General features: G+C 70.1%; 15 protein-coding genes and 2 pseudogenes. 10 read left to right on the top strand and 7 right to left on the bottom strand.

From position 1 onward, the window contains the following. Nucleotides 1-44 precede the first annotated feature (44 nt). Both OHA64_RS10520 and OHA64_RS10515 read right to left on the bottom strand, forming a co-directional pair. Nucleotides 45-422 carry a hypothetical protein gene (locus OHA64_RS10520; protein ID WP_405611344.1) on the bottom strand — a complete coding sequence of 126 codons (378 nt, stop codon included), beginning with the start codon at nt 420-422 and terminating at the stop codon, nt 45-47. An 84-nt stretch (nt 423-506) separates the two neighbouring features. Continuing rightward, entirely contained in the window at nt 507-1,289 is a 783-nt protein-coding gene (locus OHA64_RS10515; protein WP_405611341.1) for a hypothetical protein, read from the bottom strand. 540 nt (nt 1,290-1,829) lie between these two features. On the opposite strand from OHA64_RS10515, the gene OHA64_RS10510 reads away from it, so the two are divergent. The 3 genes from OHA64_RS10510 (at nt 1,830) to OHA64_RS10500 (ending at nt 4,431) form a co-directional block, all read left to right on the top strand. Then, a complete protein-coding gene (locus OHA64_RS10510) occupies nt 1,830-2,528 on the top strand; it encodes a transglycosylase family protein (protein ID WP_405611338.1) in 699 nt (232 codons plus the stop codon). Between the two features lie 117 nt (nt 2,529-2,645). Continuing rightward, the gene (locus OHA64_RS10505) at nt 2,646-3,212 is read left to right on the top strand and encodes a transglycosylase family protein (RefSeq protein ID WP_405611335.1); all 567 of its coding nucleotides are present in this window, start codon (nt 2,646-2,648) and stop codon (nt 3,210-3,212) included. Nucleotides 3,213-3,390: 178 nt separating this feature from the next. After that, nucleotides 3,391-4,431 carry a helix-turn-helix transcriptional regulator gene (locus OHA64_RS10500; RefSeq protein WP_405611332.1) on the top strand — a complete coding sequence of 347 codons (1,041 nt, stop codon included), beginning with the start codon at nt 3,391-3,393 and terminating at the stop codon, nt 4,429-4,431. Here OHA64_RS10500 and ctaD read toward each other — a convergent pair. Continuing rightward, a pseudogene (gene ctaD, locus OHA64_RS10495) lies at nt 4,319-6,001 on the bottom strand (cytochrome c oxidase subunit I); the annotation flags it as partial. The gene OHA64_RS10500 and the pseudogene ctaD sit on opposite strands and share 113 nt — an antisense overlap. Nucleotides 6,002-6,432: 431 nt before the next feature. Here ctaD and OHA64_RS10490 point away from each other — a divergent pair. Beyond that, nucleotides 6,433-6,648 (top strand): I78 family peptidase inhibitor, encoded by a 216-nt coding sequence (locus tag OHA64_RS10490; protein ID WP_405611329.1) that lies wholly within the window; start codon nt 6,433-6,435, stop codon nt 6,646-6,648. A gap of 127 nt (nt 6,649-6,775) precedes the next feature. Here OHA64_RS10490 and OHA64_RS10485 read toward each other — a convergent pair whose 3' ends face one another. Further along, entirely contained in the window at nt 6,776-7,777 is a 1,002-nt protein-coding gene (locus OHA64_RS10485; RefSeq protein ID WP_405611326.1) for a phosphatase PAP2 family protein, read from the bottom strand. A 248-nt stretch (nt 7,778-8,025) separates the two neighbouring features. Continuing rightward, complete coding sequence (locus tag OHA64_RS10480; RefSeq protein ID WP_405611323.1) at nt 8,026-9,249, bottom strand: mannosyltransferase family protein; 1,224 nt, start codon at nt 9,247-9,249, stop codon at nt 8,026-8,028. Nucleotides 9,250-9,525: 276 nt separating this feature from the next. Between OHA64_RS10480 and OHA64_RS10475 the strand changes: the two genes are divergently transcribed. Then, the gene (locus tag OHA64_RS10475; RefSeq protein WP_405611319.1) at nt 9,526-11,127 is read left to right on the top strand and encodes an MFS transporter; all 1,602 of its coding nucleotides are present in this window, start codon (nt 9,526-9,528) and stop codon (nt 11,125-11,127) included. 109 nt (nt 11,128-11,236) lie between these two features. Next, nucleotides 11,237-12,409, top strand: a complete 1,173-nt coding sequence (locus OHA64_RS10470) for an acyl-CoA dehydrogenase family protein (RefSeq protein ID WP_405611317.1) — start codon at nt 11,237-11,239, stop codon at nt 12,407-12,409. Nucleotides 12,410-12,455: 46 nt separating this feature from the next. On the opposite strand, the gene OHA64_RS10465 is transcribed toward OHA64_RS10470, so the two are convergent. Further along, entirely contained in the window at nt 12,456-12,896 is a 441-nt protein-coding gene (locus OHA64_RS10465) for a cell division protein SepF (RefSeq protein ID WP_405611314.1), read from the bottom strand. A gap of 300 nt (nt 12,897-13,196) precedes the next feature. On the opposite strand from OHA64_RS10465, the pseudogene OHA64_RS10460 reads away from it, so the two are divergent. After that, nucleotides 13,197-13,408 (top strand): annotated as a pseudogene (locus OHA64_RS10460) (hypothetical protein); the annotation flags it as partial. Between the two features lie 8 nt (nt 13,409-13,416). On the opposite strand, the gene OHA64_RS10455 reads toward OHA64_RS10460, so the two are convergent. Then, the gene (locus OHA64_RS10455; protein WP_405611311.1) at nt 13,417-14,370 is read right to left on the bottom strand and encodes an ABC transporter substrate-binding protein; all 954 of its coding nucleotides are present in this window, start codon (nt 14,368-14,370) and stop codon (nt 13,417-13,419) included. Between the two features lie 433 nt (nt 14,371-14,803). Here OHA64_RS10455 and OHA64_RS10450 point away from each other — a divergent pair, with 433 nt between their 5' ends. The 3 genes from OHA64_RS10450 to OHA64_RS10440 are packed head-to-tail and all read left to right on the top strand — an operon-like array spanning nt 14,804 to nt 18,217. Further along, nucleotides 14,804-15,661 (top strand): amino acid ABC transporter permease, encoded by an 858-nt coding sequence (locus OHA64_RS10450; protein WP_405611308.1) that lies wholly within the window; start codon nt 14,804-14,806, stop codon nt 15,659-15,661. Next, nucleotides 15,658-17,424 carry an FAD/NAD(P)-binding protein gene (locus OHA64_RS10445; RefSeq protein ID WP_405611305.1) on the top strand — a complete coding sequence of 589 codons (1,767 nt, stop codon included), beginning with the start codon at nt 15,658-15,660 and terminating at the stop codon, nt 17,422-17,424. Before OHA64_RS10450 ends, OHA64_RS10445 begins: the two co-directional genes overlap by 4 nt. A 31-nt stretch (nt 17,425-17,455) precedes the next feature. Beyond that, complete coding sequence (locus OHA64_RS10440; RefSeq protein ID WP_405611302.1) at nt 17,456-18,217, top strand: amino acid ABC transporter ATP-binding protein; 762 nt, start codon at nt 17,456-17,458, stop codon at nt 18,215-18,217.

Here is an 18,217-nt window from a genome sequence, read left to right as displayed (position 1 = left end):
CCGGGGCCGCCCTTCCTCATACCCGCCGAACACCCGGGACCGTCTCAGGCGCCCCTGCGAGGCCCGGGCGGCAGCGCCGCCGGAACGTGGTGCATCCCGGTGCTGTGCGCGCTGTGCTGCTGCCCGATCTGCCCCACCCGCTGCCACTGCGACTGCTGCCGGGCGCTGTACGCCCCCGCGCTGTACGCGCTGTAGGAGTTGTTGAACGAGCCCGTGCTGTGCGGGGTGTTCCCGAAAGCGGTGAAGCCCAGCTCCTCCTCGCCGCTGCGGTCACCCGGCAGCGAACGGAACGACTTGACGTACTCGGCGTAGAGCGCGTCGTAGATCGGCGTGGCCGATGGGCCGCCCAAGCGGTCCTGAGTCGACCGCGCGGACGGAACCGACTGGTAGGGCTGGCGGCGGGGAACGTCGTAGATGTGCACGTATGTCCAAACGACCCCGAGCCATCGGGGATGCGGCCGGGGCGCCCTTTAGGGGCGCCACCCCAGCCGCGGAACCGCTGCCGCTCAGGTCCCCGCGAGCGGCAGCGCCGCCGCGACCAACTGCCCGTTCGCCGCTGCCTTGTCCAGCGCGCCCCGCAGCAGGTCCTCGCGCGGCTGCCGGCCGATCGACCCCACCGGTGCGGCGAACAGCAGTACTTGCTGGTGCTTGTTGGCTGCGGCCCGCCAGCTCTCCGTCACCTGAAGCGGCTGGTGCGCCTGCCACCAGGCGACCGGCTGCCCGCCGTTCGGTGACGGCTGCAGTACCGCGTGCAGCTGGCCCACGGCCAACAGCACCGACCAGCCGTGCAGTACGGAGGGCACGGACTGGATGGCCGTCAGCGGCATGAACCCCTGTTCGATCAGGAGCGGAAGGAAGTCGTCGCCGGAGCCCGTCGCGCCGGGCCGCACGATCGGCGCCGTCGGCTCGACGACCAGCGCGGGGTGCAGTTCCCCGGCGATCAGGACGAGCCCGCTGGTCACCCCGAGCACGGCCTGCTCGGGCGTGCTCCTGTCCGGCTCCGAATCGACGGTGGCACCGGTGATGGATTTCACCGCCCCCTGGAGCTGCTCCTCGGTGACCTGCACGACCTGGGACGGCAGGCAGCTGGAGTGGGCGAAGGCCAGGACGGCGGTCTCGTCGCCGATGAACAGGACGGTGCTGGTGCGCTCCTGCGCGGAGTCGCCCGGGGTACGGCACGACGTGCAGTCGTAACTGCCGGGGGCGTTCTCTCCGGCGAGCAGCCGGTCGGCCTCTTCGTCGCCGATCTCGGCGCGTACCTCGTCGCTGACGTCGAGCATGCGCGGCACGGGTGGCTCCCTCGGGATGTGGTGCGTGGTGGGACCGGGTGGCTCCCGGCCCGTGAAGCCGGGCCGGTCCCGGGCTCATGAATGAGACAACGGGTGAGCTGTGGCGGGAGTCACGGCTCCGCGCCGAATGGAATCGAACCGCTCTACGTGCAAGGTCGCAGAGGGTGCGGAAGTCGGTGCGGATGGTCAACTCCACGGAAGCGCAAGGGGGTTGAAGAGGTGAACAGAGTCACAGCTCGCCGCGTCGGCTGGTCGACAAATCCGGAAATCAACGAATGAAGTGGGTGACCGGAAATCGCCGGTACTCGCGGTAACGGTGAACTGGCCTGGGAGGACAAGCGATTGCTTGATCTTGACCGGTCGCCCTCATACATTTCTCCGCCGAGTGCAGACAGCACCGCTCGGGTACGTCCGCCGACCGCACCACACAGGCTTTCAGCACCACCTTCCGGCGGACGGGGCGGAGCGCGACGACCGCGTACGAACGCGGGCCGTGGCGAACCGCCTTGGGGGACCCCGAGTCCTTGGAGAGGGAACTACATGTCCGAATGTGCCGATACCACTCGCGACAACGTTCGTAAGGCGCAGAAGGCTCCCGGCAGGAGCCAGGCCCGTACCGCGGCGGTTCTCGCCGGGGCGGCACTGCTCGCCCCGCTCGGAGTGCTGGCCGCGACCGGCAACGCCGCGGCGGCGGACGGCGGGGTGTGGGACCGCATCGCCCAGTGCGAGAGCGGCGGCAACTGGCACATCAACACCGGCAACGGCTACTACGGAGGAGTCCAGTTCTCCGCCTCCACCTGGCGGGCGTACGGCGGCACGGCCTACGCGGCGACCGCCGACCAGGCCACCAGGGACCAGCAGATCGCCGTGGCCACCAAGGTCCAGCGGGCCCAGGGATGGGGCGCCTGGCCCACCTGTTCGGCACGGGCCGGAGCGTCCGGGAACGCGCCCGCGACCTCCTCCTCCGGTACGGAGACCCAGAACTCCGCCCCGAAGCCCTACAAGGCGCCGGAGCGCTCGGCCGACGCTCCGGAGCGTTCCACCAGGGCAGCGGAGCGTTCGGCGCAGCACGTCACCCGGGGCTCGTCCCGAGGTGACTACACCGTCCGCGCGGGCGACACCTTGAGCGGCATCGCCGCCCGGCACGGGACCAGCTGGCAGCGGCTGTACTCCGCCAACAAGGCCGCCATCGGCGGTGATCCCGACGTGATCGCGCCAGGTCAGCGCCTCGACATCTGAGGTTCGCCCCCGCCGTCCCGGCACCTGGCCCCATCCGGTCCGCCGACCGGGTGGGGCCCCCGGGCTTCTCGGACGCGCCGGGACGGCCCCGTGGCACCGGCTGCATAGCGTGGCCCGATGTACCCCAAGACGATCGAGCTCGCCCTGGCCGCCGCCCTGCTCGTCCTCGCCCCCGGTGCTGCGTACGCCACATCGTCACCGCCGGTTCCCGGACCGCCGCACAGACGCGTGCCCTACGAATGCGCGAAGGACCACTGGCCCTGGGGCTGCGTCGCCAAGTGCGAGAGCGGCGGCCGCTGGCATGTGAACACCGGGAACGGCTTCTACGGGGGGCTGCAGTTCTGGCAGCCCACCTGGAAGGGGTACGGCGGCCTGAAGTACGCCCCGCGCGCGGACCTGGCCACCCGCACGGAACAGATCGCCGTCGCCCGGAAGGTGCTGGCCGTGCAGGGCTGGAAGGCCTGGCCGGTCTGCTCCGCGCGCTACGGGCTCAAGGGCCGTATGCACACCGTGAAAACCGGCGACACACTCTCCTCGATCGCCCGCAAGTACGGCGTCAAGGGCGGCTGGAAGAAGCTCTACGCGGTGAACAGGAAATCGATCGGCCCTCGTCCGGGGCTGCTGTACCCGGACACGTTGCTGGTCATCCCGAAGGGCTCGGCCCGGTCCTTCGCCCGGTCCTAGGCGGTCGTCGGTCCGTCGCCACTCCCGTGCCGTGGCGGCCGACCCGAAGGAGCAGGGCGAACACGCAGAACCGGGCGTCCACCGTGCCCGACGGCCGCAAGGACCCACCGGGCCGCCGCAGCAGCCTCCATGCCATCGCGGACAGAAGCTGTCCGCGATCGCTGGCAGACTCGGACGCATGTTGGAGACCTCGGCACGTCTGCTGCGTCTGCTCTCGCTGCTCCAGGCCCACCGCGAATGGTCCGGCGCCGATCTGGCGGACCGCCTCGGTGTCACCCCGCGCACGGTCCGCCGGGACGTGGACCGGCTTCGCGAGCTGGGCTATCCCGTCAACGCCAGCCCCGGCACCGGCGGCGGCTACCAGCTGGGCGCGGGCGCCGAGCTGCCCCCACTGCTGTTGGACGACGACGAGGCCGTCGCGGTCGCCGTGGGCCTGCGCACGGCCGCCGGGCAGGGCATCGACGGCATCGGCGAGACCTCGGTGCGGGCGCTCGCCAAGCTGGAGCAGGTGCTGCCGGGCCGGCTGCGCCGCCGCGTGAGCGCCCTGAACGCCTTCACCGTGCCGATGCTGCGCGGTCCCGCCCCCTCCACCGTGGACCCGGCCGTCCTCACCGAGCTCGCCAACCTCTGCCGGGACGCCGAGCGCCTCCGCTTCGAGTACCGCGATCACGGTGGCACCCCCAGCCGCCGCACCGTCGAACCGCACCGACTGGTGTGCAGTGAGCGCCGCTGGTACCTGGTTGCCTGGGACGTCGACCGCGACGACTGGCGTACGTTCCGCGTCGACCGTGTCACTCCCAGGCCACCGCACGGCCCGCGTTTCGCCCCGCGCAGGCCGCCCGCCGACGACCTCGCCGCCTACGTCTCCAAGGGGGTCTCCACGCGCGTGTACGCCTCGCACGCGGCGATCCGGCTGCTGGTGCCGCTGGAGGAGGCCGCCGAACACGTGTCGCCGACCGCCGGGACGCTGGAGCCCGACGGGCCGGACGCCTGCGTCCTGCGCACGGGCGCCGCGAGCCTCGATGTGATGGTGATCCACGTGATGTTGCTGGGCCTCGAGTTCGAGGTGCTGGAGCCGGCCGAGCTGACCGAGGCGATCAGGACCGCTCGGGACCGGCTTGCTCGCTCTTTGGCTCGGGATGGGGGATCTGAGCCGCGTACTCGGGATAGTGCAGATCGAACGCCGGGGCCTCGGAGCGGACCCGGGGCAGCGTGGTGAAGTTGTGCCGGGGCGGCGGGCAGGAGGTCGCCCACTCCAGGGAGCGGCCGAAGCCCCAGGGATCGTCGACGTCGACCTTCTCGCCGTACCTGGCGGTCTTCCAGACGTTGTAGAGGAACGGCAGCGTGGAGATGCCCAGCAGGAACGCGCCGATCGTCGACAGGGTGTTGAGCGCGGTGAAGCCGTCGGCGGCGAGGTAGTCCGCGTAACGCCGCGGCATGCCCTCCGCGCCCAGCCAGTGCTGCACCAGGAACGTGGTGTGGAAGCCGACGAACAGCGTCCAGAACTGGATCTTGCCGAGCCGTTCGTCGAGCATCTTCCCGGTGAACTTCGGCCACCAGAAGAAGAAGCCGGCGAAGGTCGCGAAGACGACCGTGCCGAAGACGACGTAGTGGAAGTGGGCGACCACGAAGTACGAGTCGGTGACCTGGAAGTCCATCGGCGGCGAGGCGAGGATCACCCCGGTCAGTCCGCCGAACAGGAACGACACCAGGAAGCCGACCGCCCACAGCATCGGCGTCTCGAAGGACAGTGAGCCCTTGAGCATCGTCCCGGTCCAGTTGAAGAACTTCACGCCCGTCGGCACCGCGATCAGGAAGCTCATGAACGAGAAGAACGGCAGCAGCACCGCGCCGGTCGCGAACATGTGGTGCGCCCAGACCACCACCGACAGACCGGTGATCGCCATCGTCGCCCCGACCAGCGTCAGATAGCCGAAGATCGGCTTGCGGCTGAAGACCGGGATGATCTCCGTGATGATCCCGAAGAACGGCAGCGCGATGATGTACACCTCGGGATGGCCGAAGAACCAGAACAGGTGCTGCCACAGCAGCGCCCCGCCGTTGGCCGCCTCGAAGACCTGCGCGCCGAACCGCCGGTCCGCCTCCAGGGCCAGCAGCGCGGCGGCCAGCACCGGGAACGCCATCAAGACAAGGATCGACGTGAACAGGGTGTTCCAGACGAAGATCGGCATCCGGAACATCGTCATGCCGGGCGCGCGCATCCCGATGATGGTGGTGATGAAGTTGACCGCGCCGAGGATCGTGCCGAAGCCGGCCAGCGCCAGACCCATGATCCACAGGTCGGGGCCGACCCCGGGGGAGTGCACGGAGTCGTTGAGCGGCGCGTAGGCGAACCAGCCGAACGCGGCCGGTCCGGACGGCACCAGCAGCGAGCCCAGCACGATCAGGCCGCCGAAGAGGAACAGCCAGTACGACAGCATGTTCAGCCGGGGGAAGGCGACGTCCGGGGCGCCGATCTGCAGCGGCATCAGCTCGTTGGCGAAGCCGGCGAAACTCGGTGTGGCGAACAGCAGCAGCATGATCGAGCCGTGCATCGTGAACAACTGGTTGAACTGCTGGTTGTCCACGATCTGCAGCCCGGGGCGGGCGAGCTCGGCCCGCATCAGCAGCGCCATGACACCGGCGATCAGGAAGAACAGGAACGACGTGATCAGGTAGAGGTGGCCGATCTTCTTGTGGTCGGTCGTGGTCAGCCAGTCGACGATCACACGCCCGCGCGTCTGCCGTTCCTCGGGTCGTGCCGCCGCCTGCACGGTCTGCGTCCCCATCGCTCGCTCGCCCCTTCGCTCGTCGCACCCCGAGCCCGCTGAAGCCCTCGCCACGCGTACCCGCGAGCCGTCGCCATGATGATGCTCGCGTCTACACGTGCTCCGACAAGTGGCGTACGGGGGGTTCTGTGTCGCGACCGTGTATTTGCTATGCGTTGTCGGTTCCCGTGGACCCGTTCGGAACGGTGAGGAGAAAAGGGCCGGGACGGTTCTTCCGGAACTTTCCGCCGGGCTTTTCCCGCGGCCGGTGCGACACGCGGGAATTACTTTCGAATCCCAGCGGAAGGCGTACGAAACCGCTCGTACGTGTGACGGAGTTAGGCCGAAACGATGTCGTTGTTCTGTGACAGAAGCGTGACCGGAGACGGATGAGTGACGTTCGGCACAAGTCCGGACTTCCCCGGTCGTCGGCCAGCGCCTAGCGTGGCCGTATGGCACCGATTCCGACACCTCCCGCCGAACCCGACGACAGCCCGGACACCTATGCCGGCCTCGACGCCGAAAGGGCCGAACGGCTCGCCCGCGAGCGGGGGTGGTCGACGGTCCGCTCGTTGCCGCCGGGGGCCGTCATCACCATGGAATACCGCAGTGGACGCCTGAACTTCGAGGTGAAGGACGGCCACGTGGCCCGGGCCTGGAAGGGCTGAGTCCCGCACACGACGACGGCCCCGCTCCTGTCGAGGAGCGGGGCCGTCGCCGTGCGGACGCCGGGCTGTGCGTACCGGGCCCCCTGTCTGGACGGGGGTGGTCCCAGGCGTTCGGTGGTGCGGGAGGTCAGCCGCCGGTCACCGGGCGGGCCGCAGGGCCTGCGCCCCGCGCGACGCGGTCCGGGTGCGGTGGCCGGCGGCTGCCGACCGGGGTGACCGGCGTGCGCTCCGAGCGGGTCGTGTGCGGCCCCGGGGCCAGATAGGCGGGCGCCCGAGGGGAACGGGCCGCGGTCTCGTTCTGCGGAACGGTGATCGGCTTGAGCCGCACCGGCGTCTCGACCGGCGCGAGCGGCGCGGGTGCCGGGCTGCCGCGTCCGGCGCGCCAGCGGTCGCGCAGATCGAAGATCTGGGTTTCGGCGCGGGCGATCAGCGGTTCGCACCAGGGCAGCGCCAGCAGGACCAGCAGGCCGGCGGTCCAGCCGAGCAGCACATCGCTGAGCCAGTGCGTACCGAGGTAGACGGTGGCCATGCCCACGCCGAGCGAGACCACCGCGGACACGGCGGACAGAGTGCGTCGCGCTCCCGGGGTGGAGGCCAGGTACGCCAGGATGCCCCAGGTCACCACGGCGTTGGCGGTGTGGCCGCTGGGAAATATATCGCCGCCCAGACCCATCTCGTTCGAGCCGATGGCGGTCGCATAGTGCGGACCGAGCCTGCCCATGCCGTACTTGGCGGCGCCGACCGTGATGTTCAGCAGCAGCAGCGAGGCGCCCAGGGTCAGCAGCGGGCGCAGGGTGTGCTGCCGCCAGGAGCGCCAGCCCAGCCACGCCGCGACCATGACGGCGGTGGGGCCGCGCTGGCCGAGCACCACGTAGTAGTCGACGAACCAGTGGATCTCCGCCCACTGCTGGTACGGGCGGAAGAACATGACCTGCCAGTCGAGACGGACCAGCCATGAGGTGATCACCACGAGCCACACCATCGCCAGATAGAACGCGAGGGTTCCGGCGAGCAGCGCGACTCGGTGCCGGCTCATCTTCGGCACATCGAGGTGGGCCGGTCGTTCCGGCTCACGGTCGAGCCTGGCGAACACCCGGTCCAGACGGGTGAGGTTTCGTTCGGTACGCACCCAATCGACGTTACAGCGAGTGAGCTCAGTCCCCGATCGAATCCACGGCTTTGTGATGACCATGTGATGTGGGATTCCTCTCACGGCGAGGTTTATTTCCGAGGAATCCGCAATGCCGGCCGGGTACCCCCTTCAATTCCTTTGATCGTTTTGGGTGGGGGTTATATGGCCCTTATGAATTCGTTCACCGAATCATGGGGTGGAATTACCCGTGCGCTCACTGACGCTCGTGCACGCCCTGTAGTCGATCATGGTGGACCGGAGCCGTTCAGCCAGAACGCCCCGTACGCCGCCGACGCCACCGCGACCCCGCCCAGAACCAGCGCCGACCTGCGGGGACGCGCGCGGTCCAGGGCCCGGGCGAGAGGCAGCAGCAGGGGGAAGGCGGGCAGCAGCAGGCGAGGTTTCGAGCCGAAGTAGCTGGACGCGCACAGGGCGAGGGCGGTGACGACCCCCGCGTACACCAGGAGTGGCAGTGGCTGTCCCTGCCGGACGCAGACGACGTACAGCCAGACGATCAGGCCGACCCCGACGATCAGCCCCACGCCCGCCATGGCCGAGGGGAACGACGTGAACTTGTCGGCGACGAAGCGGGCGAAGGCGTAGCCGCCGTCGAAGCCGTTGCGCCAGCCTGCCTGGACGTCGAGGTACCCGAGTGGGCCCTTGCCGGTGCGGTGGCCGACCCACAGGACGTAGGCGGCGGCTCCCAGCGGGGCGAGCAGCATCCCGAGGGCGCGTGCTGTGGTCCGTCTGCTGTCCGGGGCCGCCGGGGCCGCCCTCCGATCGCGGGCGAAGGAGGCGATCGCCGCCACCCACACCGCCGCGACCACCGCGAGCCCCACCGGCCGGGTCAGGCCCGCCAGCGAGGCCAGCGCGCCCGCCGTCACCCACCGGCCGGTCAGGACCGCGTACAGCGACCAGGCGGCCAGCGCGGTGAACAGCGACTCGCTGTACGCCATCGACTGCACGATCCCGACGGGCAGTACGGCCCACAGCAGGACCGCGCAGACGCCCGCCCGCCCGCCCTCAGCCGTCACTCCGCCGAGGCCGGGTTCCGCGCCGTTGTCCGTACCGCCGTACACATGGTCCGCGACGGCGAAGATCCCCCAGGCCGCCGCGAGCGAGGTGAGCAGAGCGACGACGAGGCCCGCGCCGGCGTACGACAGCGGGGTCGTGGCCGCCAGCAGCCGCTCCAGCCACGGCAGCAACGGGAAGAACGCGAGGTTGGAGTGCACGTCGCCGTTCGGCAGGCGCACCTCGTAGCCGTACCCCAGCTCGGCGACCCGCGTGTACCAGAGCGAGTCCCAGCGGGCGGTCAGCAGTGTGTACGCGCTCTTGTCGCGGGCGGCGCTCCACAGGGCCAGCGTCAGCAGCCCCAGGGCGCGCACGGCCGCGTACCCGAGGAGGGCCGGGGCCGCGCGGCGCAGGGTCGCGGCGCCGGGCCGGGCCCCGCGCGTCTCAAGATCGGTCACGGGCCCGATTATCGACCGCGGACCGAACCGGGCGGCCCGTGGGGGCTCGGCTCGGTGAGAGAGATGAGGAGAGAGGGGAGGAGTGGTGTAGGCCACAGCTGTTCCGTATGCCTGTGAGAGCTCCGCCACTCGGCTCCGACGCGGACTCGCGTACTCTGACGTGTCACTCGCCGTTCGCTGCGCGGGCCGGAGACCACCGCTTCTCTCCGGCCGAGTCACGGGAGTCCCCACCCGTGAGCCCCGCCGAACGCGAGGGAACATCTGGGAGGTACGTGCATGTCCGGGACGACCACGGCCGCCGCTGTGCTGCGCCGCCGGGCGGCCGGGGCCGGCGCCAACCGCTGGGTCGTCCTCGTCGTCCTCTGCGTGAGCCTGCTCCTGGTCGCCCTCGACGCGACCGTGCTGCACGTGGCGGTCCCCGCCGTCACCGAGGACCTCAGGCCCGGCGCGATCGAACTGCTCTGGATCGTCGACGTCTACCCGCTCGTCTGCGCCTCCCTGCTGATCCTCTTCGGCACACTCGGCGACCGCGTCGGCCGCAGACGGATCCTGCTGCTCGGATACGGCCTGTTCGGCGTCGCCTCCGCCGTGGCCGCCCTCGCCGACACCGCCCAGGTGCTGATCGTGGCGCGGGCGCTGCTGGGGGTCGGCGGCGCGATGATCATGCCCGCGACGCTGTCGATCCTGCGCCAGGTCTTTCCGGACCGGCGGGAGCGGGCGCTCGCGATCGGCATCTGGAGTGCGGTGGCTGCGGTCGGCGCGGCGATCGGTCCGTTGCTCGGCGGTTTCCTCCTCGAGCACTTCTGGTGGGGCTCGGTGTTCCTCATCAACATTCCGTTGATGCTGGTCAGCCTGCCGGTGGGGCGGTTGCTGCTGCCCGAGTCGAAGGGGGACGGGCGCGGGCCCTGGGACGTGGTCGGCGCGCTGACGGCGGCGGCCGGGCTGTTCTGCCTGGTGCTGGGCGTGAAGCGGCTCGGCAGCGGGGAGCTGGACGTGTTCACGGCGGTGCCGCTGGCCGTGGGCGCGACTCTGATCCTTCTTTTCGTACGGCGGCAGCGGCGCCGGGCGCATCCGCTGGTGGACCTGCGGATGTTCGCGCGGCCGGCGTTCAGTACGTCGGTGGGCTGCATCGTGCTGGCGATGCTCGCGCTGGTGGGCCTCGAACTGATCGCCGCGCAGTATCTCCAGCTGGTGCTGGGGCTGTCCCCGCTGGAGACCGGGCTCCGGCTGCTGCCGCTGACCGTCGCCGCGATGGCCGCAGGGCTGGCGGGGGCGCGGATGCTACGGCGGTTCGGGCCGCGGCGGATGGTGAGCCTCGGGTTCTGCCTGACGGCGGTGGCCGTCCTGCTGCTGACCGCGATGGGCGGCGAGGACAACCCCGGACTCATGCTGTCCGGGTTCGTGCTGCTCGGCTTCGGGCTGGAGACGACGCTGTTCGGGGCGTACGAGTCGATGCTGAGCGAGGCTCCGCCTGAGCAGGCGGGCGGGGCGGCGGCGATCGGTGAGACCTCCTACCAGCTGGGCGCGGGGATCGGGATCGCGCTGCTCGGCAGCGTGATGAACGCGGCGTACACGCCCGGGGTGTCGTCGGTGCCCGGTGTTCCGGCGTCGGCGTCGGCGGACGCGGGGCATTCGCTGGGCGAGGCGTACGAGGTCGCCGGGCGGCTCGGGGGGCCCGCCGGGGTGGCCCTGCGGCGGACGGCTCGGGACTGCTTCGTGCATGGGCTGCATGTGACCTTGCTGGTGAGCGCGGGGTTGCTGGTGCTGGGCGCGGTGATGGCGCTGCGGTTGCCGCGGGTCATGCAGTGCGAGGCCGCCTCGGTGGAGGCGGGGATCCCCGCGCCTCGTGAGGTCGCGGAGTCCCGCGTCTCCGCCTGACGCGACGCTCTCCCACCCGCGTGCGTGGGTCCTGGACGTGCGAGGCGGTCCGTCGTACCGTCGGGAGCGGACTGTAACTAGCGGTGCTAGTTTATGAGAGGACGTGCTCATGCCCCCGTTCGACCCCGCGGATCCCCTCGGTATCGACGACCTGCTCGATCCGGAGGACCTGGCGATCAGGGCCACCGTGCGGGACTGGGCCGCGGACCGGGTCCTGCCCTTTGTCGCGGAGTGGTACGAGAGCGGGGAACTGCCCGGGATCAGGGACCTCGCCCGCGAACTGGGCGGGATCGGGGCGCTCGGGATGTCGCTCAGCGGGTACGGGTGTGCCGGGGCGAGTGCCGTGCAGTACGGGCTCGCCTGTCTGGAGCTGGAGGCCGCCGACTCCGGTATCCGGTCGCTGGTGTCGGTGCAGGGTTCCCTCGCCATGTACGCCATCCATCGGTTCGGCTCCGAGGAGCAGAAGCAGGAATGGCTGCCGCGCATGGCCGCCGGTGACGTGATCGGCTGCTTCGGGCTCACCGAACCCGACCACGGCTCCGACCCCGCCTCGATGCGGACGTACGCCAAACGGGACGGCGGCGACTGGGTCCTCGACGGACGGAAGATGTGGATCACCAACGGGTCCGTCGCGGGCGTCGCCGTGGTGTGGGCGCAGACCGACGACGGGATGCGCGGGTTCGTCGTCCCCACCGACACCCCCGGTTTCGCCGCCCCGGAGATCAAGCACAAGTGGTCCCTGCGCGCCTCCGTCACCAGCGAACTCGTGCTCGACGACGTGAGGCTGCCCGCCGATGCCGTACTGCCGGAGGGCGCGGGACTGCGCGGGCCGCTCAGCTGTCTGTCGCACGCCCGCTACGGCATCGTCTGGGGGGCCATGGGCGCGGCCCGGTCGTGTTTCGAGGCGGCTGTCGACTACGCGAAGACACGGGAGCAGTTCGGGCGGCCCATCGGCGGGTTCCAGCTGACCCAGGCCAAGCTCGCCGACATGGCGGTCGAACTGCACAAGGGGATTCTGCTCGCCCACCACCTGGGGCGGCGCATGGACGCCGGCCGTCTGCGTCCCGAGCAGGTCAGCTTCGGCAAGCTCAACAACGTACGGGAGGCGATCGAGATCTGCCGGACCGCCCGTACGATCCTCGGTGCCAACGGGATCTCGCTGGAGTACCCGGTGATGCGGCACGCGACCAACCTCGAGTCGGTGCTCACCTACGAGGGCACCGTCGAGATGCACCAGCTCGTGCTGGGCAAGGCGCTCACCGGACTCGACGCCTTCCGGTGAAGACGGATCGGGACCTGCGGGGGCAGGGCCGGCGAGCGGCCCTGCCTCAGCTCTGGTTGAAGAAACCGTCCGTCCGGTGCGCGGCCGACTTCTCGCTGATGATCTCCGTGTCGGCGGGGGTGAGCAGGAACACCCGGTTGGACACCCGGTCGATCGAACCGCGCAGGCCGAAGATCAGCCCGGCCGCGAAGTCGACGACACGCTTGGCGTCGCCCGCCTCCATGGCCGTGAGGTTCATGATGACCGGGACGCCTTCGCGGAACAGCTCGCCGATGGCGCGGGCGTCCCGGAAGCTGTCCGGGGTGACCGTGCCGATCCGGCGGCCTCTCTCCTCGGCGACGTCGGACGCCACCTTGACCCGCGGGTCCGTGACCCAGGCCTCCCCGGGCTGCTCGGTCCCTTCGGAGTAGTCGTCGTCGTAGTAACGCTCGTCGTCGTTGTCGTCGACGAGGCCGAGCCAGGCACTCGCCTTGCGTACCGATCCCATGGACGCCTCCTCTCACAGCGGTCTCTCTTGCTTTCCGCATCCCCATGGTCATCCATGATGAGGACGGTGCGCCATGTGGATAGACGCCGAGCGGGGGGTTTGTGACGGTACTGGTGCACAGCGAATCCGTCGAGAGTCCAGGTGTCCCAAGGGTCGTTCCGCAAACAACTGCTGACTGTGAGTGAAATATGATTCTTCACGGCGTACGGGTGATGGCCGGTGCGTACGGGTGAACGGCCGGACCGGTACGAGACCGCGGTTCTTCGCAGTTCAACGCCGTACGCACCACGGGCGATCGTCGTGTGCCCCATCGTCGGGCCCGTCCGTCACCGGCTCGGTGAAGGCCTCAAAAAACCCAGTGGATGGCGCATTTGTGCGGGCTGTGTCTCGCGCTGAGTAAGTGACCACGGAAAGTTCACCTGGTCGTGACCAACCACGACAGGCCGCCGATATCCGTTTTGACGGAGACTCAGGCCGAAGGGGACGGGGGAGGACGGCGTGCGGCGGGTCCTGCCGGGCGCTAGTTCTTCAGTTCCGGTGGTGAGATCTGTGACGCGGTGATCGCCGAGCCCGTCGTACCCCACTTCTTCAGGATCCTGTCGTACGTCCCGTCCGCGATGAGCTTGTTCACCGCGGCCCGGAACGCGGGAGCCAGCTTGGTGCCCTTCTCGAAGGCGAAGCCGACGTCGAGGCGGTGGAACTCGTTGAGGAACTTCACGCCTTCCTGGCGGGCGACCGCGTAGCGCAGGCCGTTGATCGTGGACATCACGACATCGCTGCGGCCCTGCTGGAGCGAGGACCAGATCGCCCCCTGTTCGTTGTAGGTCTGCACCTTGTACGCCTTCTTGTCGGCGTCGGTGCACAGGTGCCGGTTGTCCTCCAGGGTCGCCTCGAAGGTGGTGCCCGCGCCGGTCGCGATGTTCAGGCCGCACAGCTGCCGCAGGTCGGTGACCTTGGAGAGCTTGCTGTCCTCGCGGGTGGCGAAGCCCTGGCCGTCGTTGATGTAGGTGACGAAGTCGATGGTCTTGCGACGCTCGTCGGTGACACCGAAGTTGCCGACGCCGAGGTCGTACTTGCCGCTGTCGAGGGCCGGCAGGATCGCCTCGAAGCTCGCCTGTTCGGTCTTGAGCTTGATGCCGAGGACCCTGGCCACGGCGTTCGCGAAGTCGACGTCCTGGCCGGCCAGGGTCTTTCCGTCGTCCAGGATCGAGGTGCCGGGCGGCTGGCCGGAGACGCTGACGGCGATGGTGAGGCTCCGCGTCCCGGAGGGCAGCAGCTTGGCCGCCGCCGGGTCCTTCTTGACGGCGGAGACGACGTCCTTGGTCGGGATCTCGTCGGACTGGGCCGCGGCGTTGGCGGTCCCACCGGTGGAGTCGCCCGCACCGGAGCCGCACGCGGTGAGGAACAGGGTCGCCGAGGTGATCAGGGTGAAAGCGGCAAAGAGGTTTTTACGGGCATGCATGGGCGTGCGCATCGGGTGCGGTCTCCTGAAAGCAGAAGGCGAAGAAAGGCGCTGAGTGAGGGGAGGGGAGCGCGTGTGAAGGCAAAGCGAAGGGGAGAACGCGAAAGCGCCCGCGGGATCAGAGGATCCCGGGCGCGCAGTGGGTCAGCTCAACAGGAAGAGGACCACACGCGACCGAAGTCGATGTGGGAGCGCTTGACCAGCCACTGCTGTGGATGCATGGGCCAAGTGGAACAGGCATCCGGTTTTGCGTCAACCGACTTGAGACGTACGGCTCACACTCTGGACAGCCTTGACAGTGACGGGAAACGGCACCGTACTCTCAAGGTGCGGCCTTGCTGAGGGGCTCGGCCGTATCCCGCGCCGCGCTCTGTCGCGTCCGTGCGCACCGCCGTGTGAAGGCACCCGCCCGAGTTCGCCCGACTCGATGCCCCGGAGCCTTCGCATGTCCTCCGACACCCTCGCCAAAGCCCCCGCCGCACCGGACATTCCGGAACCCGCGGAGTCCCTGCGGATCGTCCCGCAACGCCGGTTCGGCCAGTGGACGGCCGCCGTCGCCGTGCTCGTGCTCCTGGCGCTCGCCGTCAACTCCGTGCTGCGCAACGAGGCGTTCCAGTGGGACGTCGTCGCCGACTACTTCACCTCGGACGCCGTGCTGCGCGGCCTGTGGCTCACCCTGTGGCTGACCGCGGTCGTGATGGTGCTCGGCTTCGTGCTGGGCACCCTGCTCGCCGCCTTCCGGCTGTCCGCCAACCCCGTGCTGAGAAGCGTCAGCTGGGGATACGTCTGGCTGTTCCGGTCGATCCCGATCCTGGTGCAGCTGCTGCTGTGGTTCAACATCGGGGCGCTGTACCCGCAGATCCTCGGCGTGAAGACCGTGAACCTGCTCGGACCGATCACCGTCGCCGTCATCGGCCTCACCCTGCACGAGGCCGCCTACGCCGCGGAGGTCGTCCGCGGCGGCATCCTCTCCGTCGACCGCGGACAGATCGAGGCCGCGCAGGCGCTCGGACTGAGCCGGTGGCGCCGATGGTGGCGGATCGTGCTCCCGCAGGCGATGCGCTCCATCGTGCCGCCGGCCGGGAACATGCTGATCGGCACCCTCAAGGGCACCTCCATCGTCAGCGTCATCGCGGTCCAGGACCTGCTCTACTCGGTGCAACTCGTCTACCACCGCACCTACCAGGTCATCCCGCTGCTGATGGTGGCCACCGTCTGGTACACCGTCGTCACCTCGGTGCTCAGCCTCGGCCAGCACTACGTCGAGAAGCACTACGCGCGCGGCTCGGAGCGCACCCGATGAGCGCGTACCGACCCTCCCTGGTGATCGTCGGGGGCGGGCCGCGGGGCACCGGCCTGATCGAGCGGATCGCCGCCAACGCACCCGAGCTGTACGCCGGTTCGGGCCTCGACATCCACCTCGTCGACCCGCATCCGCCGGGTGCCGGACGCATCTGGCGCCAGGCCCAGTCGTCGCTGCTCTGGATGAACTCGCACGCCGAGGACGTCACCATGTTCACCGACGAGACGGTCGACATGGCCGGCCCCGTCACCGAGGGGCCCACCCTGCACGAGTGGGCCGGCATCGACGGGCGCACCTTCGCCGACCGGCGGATCCAGGGCGCCTATCTGCGCTGGGTGCACGAGCGGGCGGTGGCCTCCCTGCCGCCGGGTGTCACCGTCCACCACCATCCGCGCCGGGCGCTGCGCGTCGGCGGACCGGCCGAGGGACGCCAGCAGGTGTGGCTGGAGGGCCGCCCCCGCCCGCTCCACGCCGACCTCGTGGTGCTCGCCCTCGGTCACCTCGACGCCGAACTGGACGACCAGCAGGGCGAGCTGGCCGCCTACGCGGGCGCCCACGGGCTGGTCCACCTGCCGCCGGACTTCACCGCCGACAGCGACCTGTCCCCGCTCGCACCCGGCGAACCCGTCCTGGTCCGCGGCTTCGGGCTCGCCTTTGTCGACCTGATGGTGCTGCTCACCGAGGGCCGGGGCGGGCGGTACGACAAAGACACCTATGTGCCGTCCGGGCGGGAGCCGGTCCTGTACGTCGGTTCGCGGCGCGGAGTGCCGTACCACTCGAAGATCGGCTACGACTGGACCGGCGAACGACCGCCGCTGCCCCGGTTCTTCGGCCCTGCCGAGGTGAACGGGCTGCTCGCCAGGCCGGGAGGCTTCGACTTCCGGCGGGACGTGTGGCCGCTGGTGGAGAAGGAGCTGGGCTTCGCGCACTACCACCGGCTGTTCACCGTCCATCCCGAGCGGACCGGCGTGGCCTGGAGCGTCTTCGAGGAGAAGTACGCGGCCGTCGACGATCCGGCGGGGCGGGCCGCCCTGGTCGCCGCCGCCGTGCCCGACCCCGCCGACCGGCTCGACCTCGCCGCACTGGACCGCCCGCTGGAGGGAGTGCGGTACGACTCCTTCGACGCCTTCCAGGACGGGCTGCGGGGTTATGTCGAGCGGGACCTGGGGCGTCGTCACGATCCCGCGCACAGCCCCGACCTGGCGGTCTTCCTCGGACTGCTGTCCGTCTACGGCCAGTTGGTCAGGCTCGGGGACGTGGGCCCCTGGTGGCACGGCTTCTTCAGCTATCTGGCCTCCGGACCGCCCGGACCCCGGCTCAGGCAGCTGCTCGCCCTCTCCCGCGCGGGCGTCCTGAAGTTCCTGGGCGCAGACATGACCGTCGCCGCCGAGGGCGGGGTGTTCCGGGCGTCGAGCGCCACCGTGCCCGGGTTCTCCGTCGAGGCCCGCGCGCTGGTCGAGGCGCGGCTGCCCGAGCCGACGGTCGAGCGCGCCCGCGACCCCCTGCTGCGCGCACTGCACGCCGACGGGGCGGCCGAGACACCGGACGGGCTGCTCCGGGTGGATCCCGCCGACGGACGGCTCCTCGACCGGGCAGGGCGGCCACATCCCCGGCGTTTCGCGCTCGGGCCCTACACCGACGGCCGCACTCCCGGCGCGTTCACCCGGCCGCGCACCGGCGGGCCCGCGTTCCGGCAGAACGACGCCACGGCCCGGGCCGCGCTGACGTTCCTGACCGCGCTCTCCGGGCGCGCGGCCGCATGAGACATCCACGCCTACCCGAAGGATCCCCGCGATGAGCGTCATGGTCGACATCAGGTCCGTGCACAAGAGCTTCGGCCCCCTGGACGTGCTCAAGGGCGTCGACCTCGCCGTGCGCGCCGGCGAGGTCACCGTGATCCTGGGCCCGTCCGGGTCCGGCAAGTCCACCCTGCTGCGGACCATCAACCACCTGGAGAAGGTGGACCGGGGCGCGATCAGCGTGGACGGGGAACTGGTCGGCTACCGGCGCTCCGGCGACACCCTGCACGAGCTGCCCGAGCGCGAGGTGCTGAGGCAGCGCACGCGCATCGGCTTCGTCTTCCAGAACTTCAACCTCTTCCCGCACCTCACCGTGCTGGACAACATCATCGAGGCACCGGTGTCCGCGCTGAAGCGGCCCCGCCAGGAGGCTGTCGAGAGCGCGCGCCGGCTCCTCGACCGGGTCGGCCTCGCCGACAAGGCGGACGCCTACCCGAAGCGCCTCTCCGGCGGACAGCAGCAGCGGGTGGCGATCGCCCGGGCGCTGGCCCTGGAGCCCAGGCTGCTGCTCTTCGACGAACCGACCTCCGCGCTCGACCCCGAGCTGGTCGGTGAGGTCCTCGACGTCATCAGGGACCTGGCCCACCAGGGCACCACGATGATCGTCGTCACCCACGAGATCGGCTTCGCCCGCGAGGTCGCCGACACGGTGGTGTTCATGGACGACGGGCGGATCGTCGAGCAGGGCCCGCCCGCCGACGTGCTGGACCGGCCGCGGCACGACCGCACACGCGCGTTCCTCTCCAAGGTCCTCTGA

This window comes from Streptomyces sp. NBC_00076 (assembly GCF_045041235.1).
Lineage (GTDB): Bacteria > Actinomycetota > Actinomycetes > Streptomycetales > Streptomycetaceae > Streptomyces.
The sequence above is the reverse complement of the archived record's forward strand: the minus strand, read 5'-3'. Positions and strand labels throughout refer to the sequence as shown.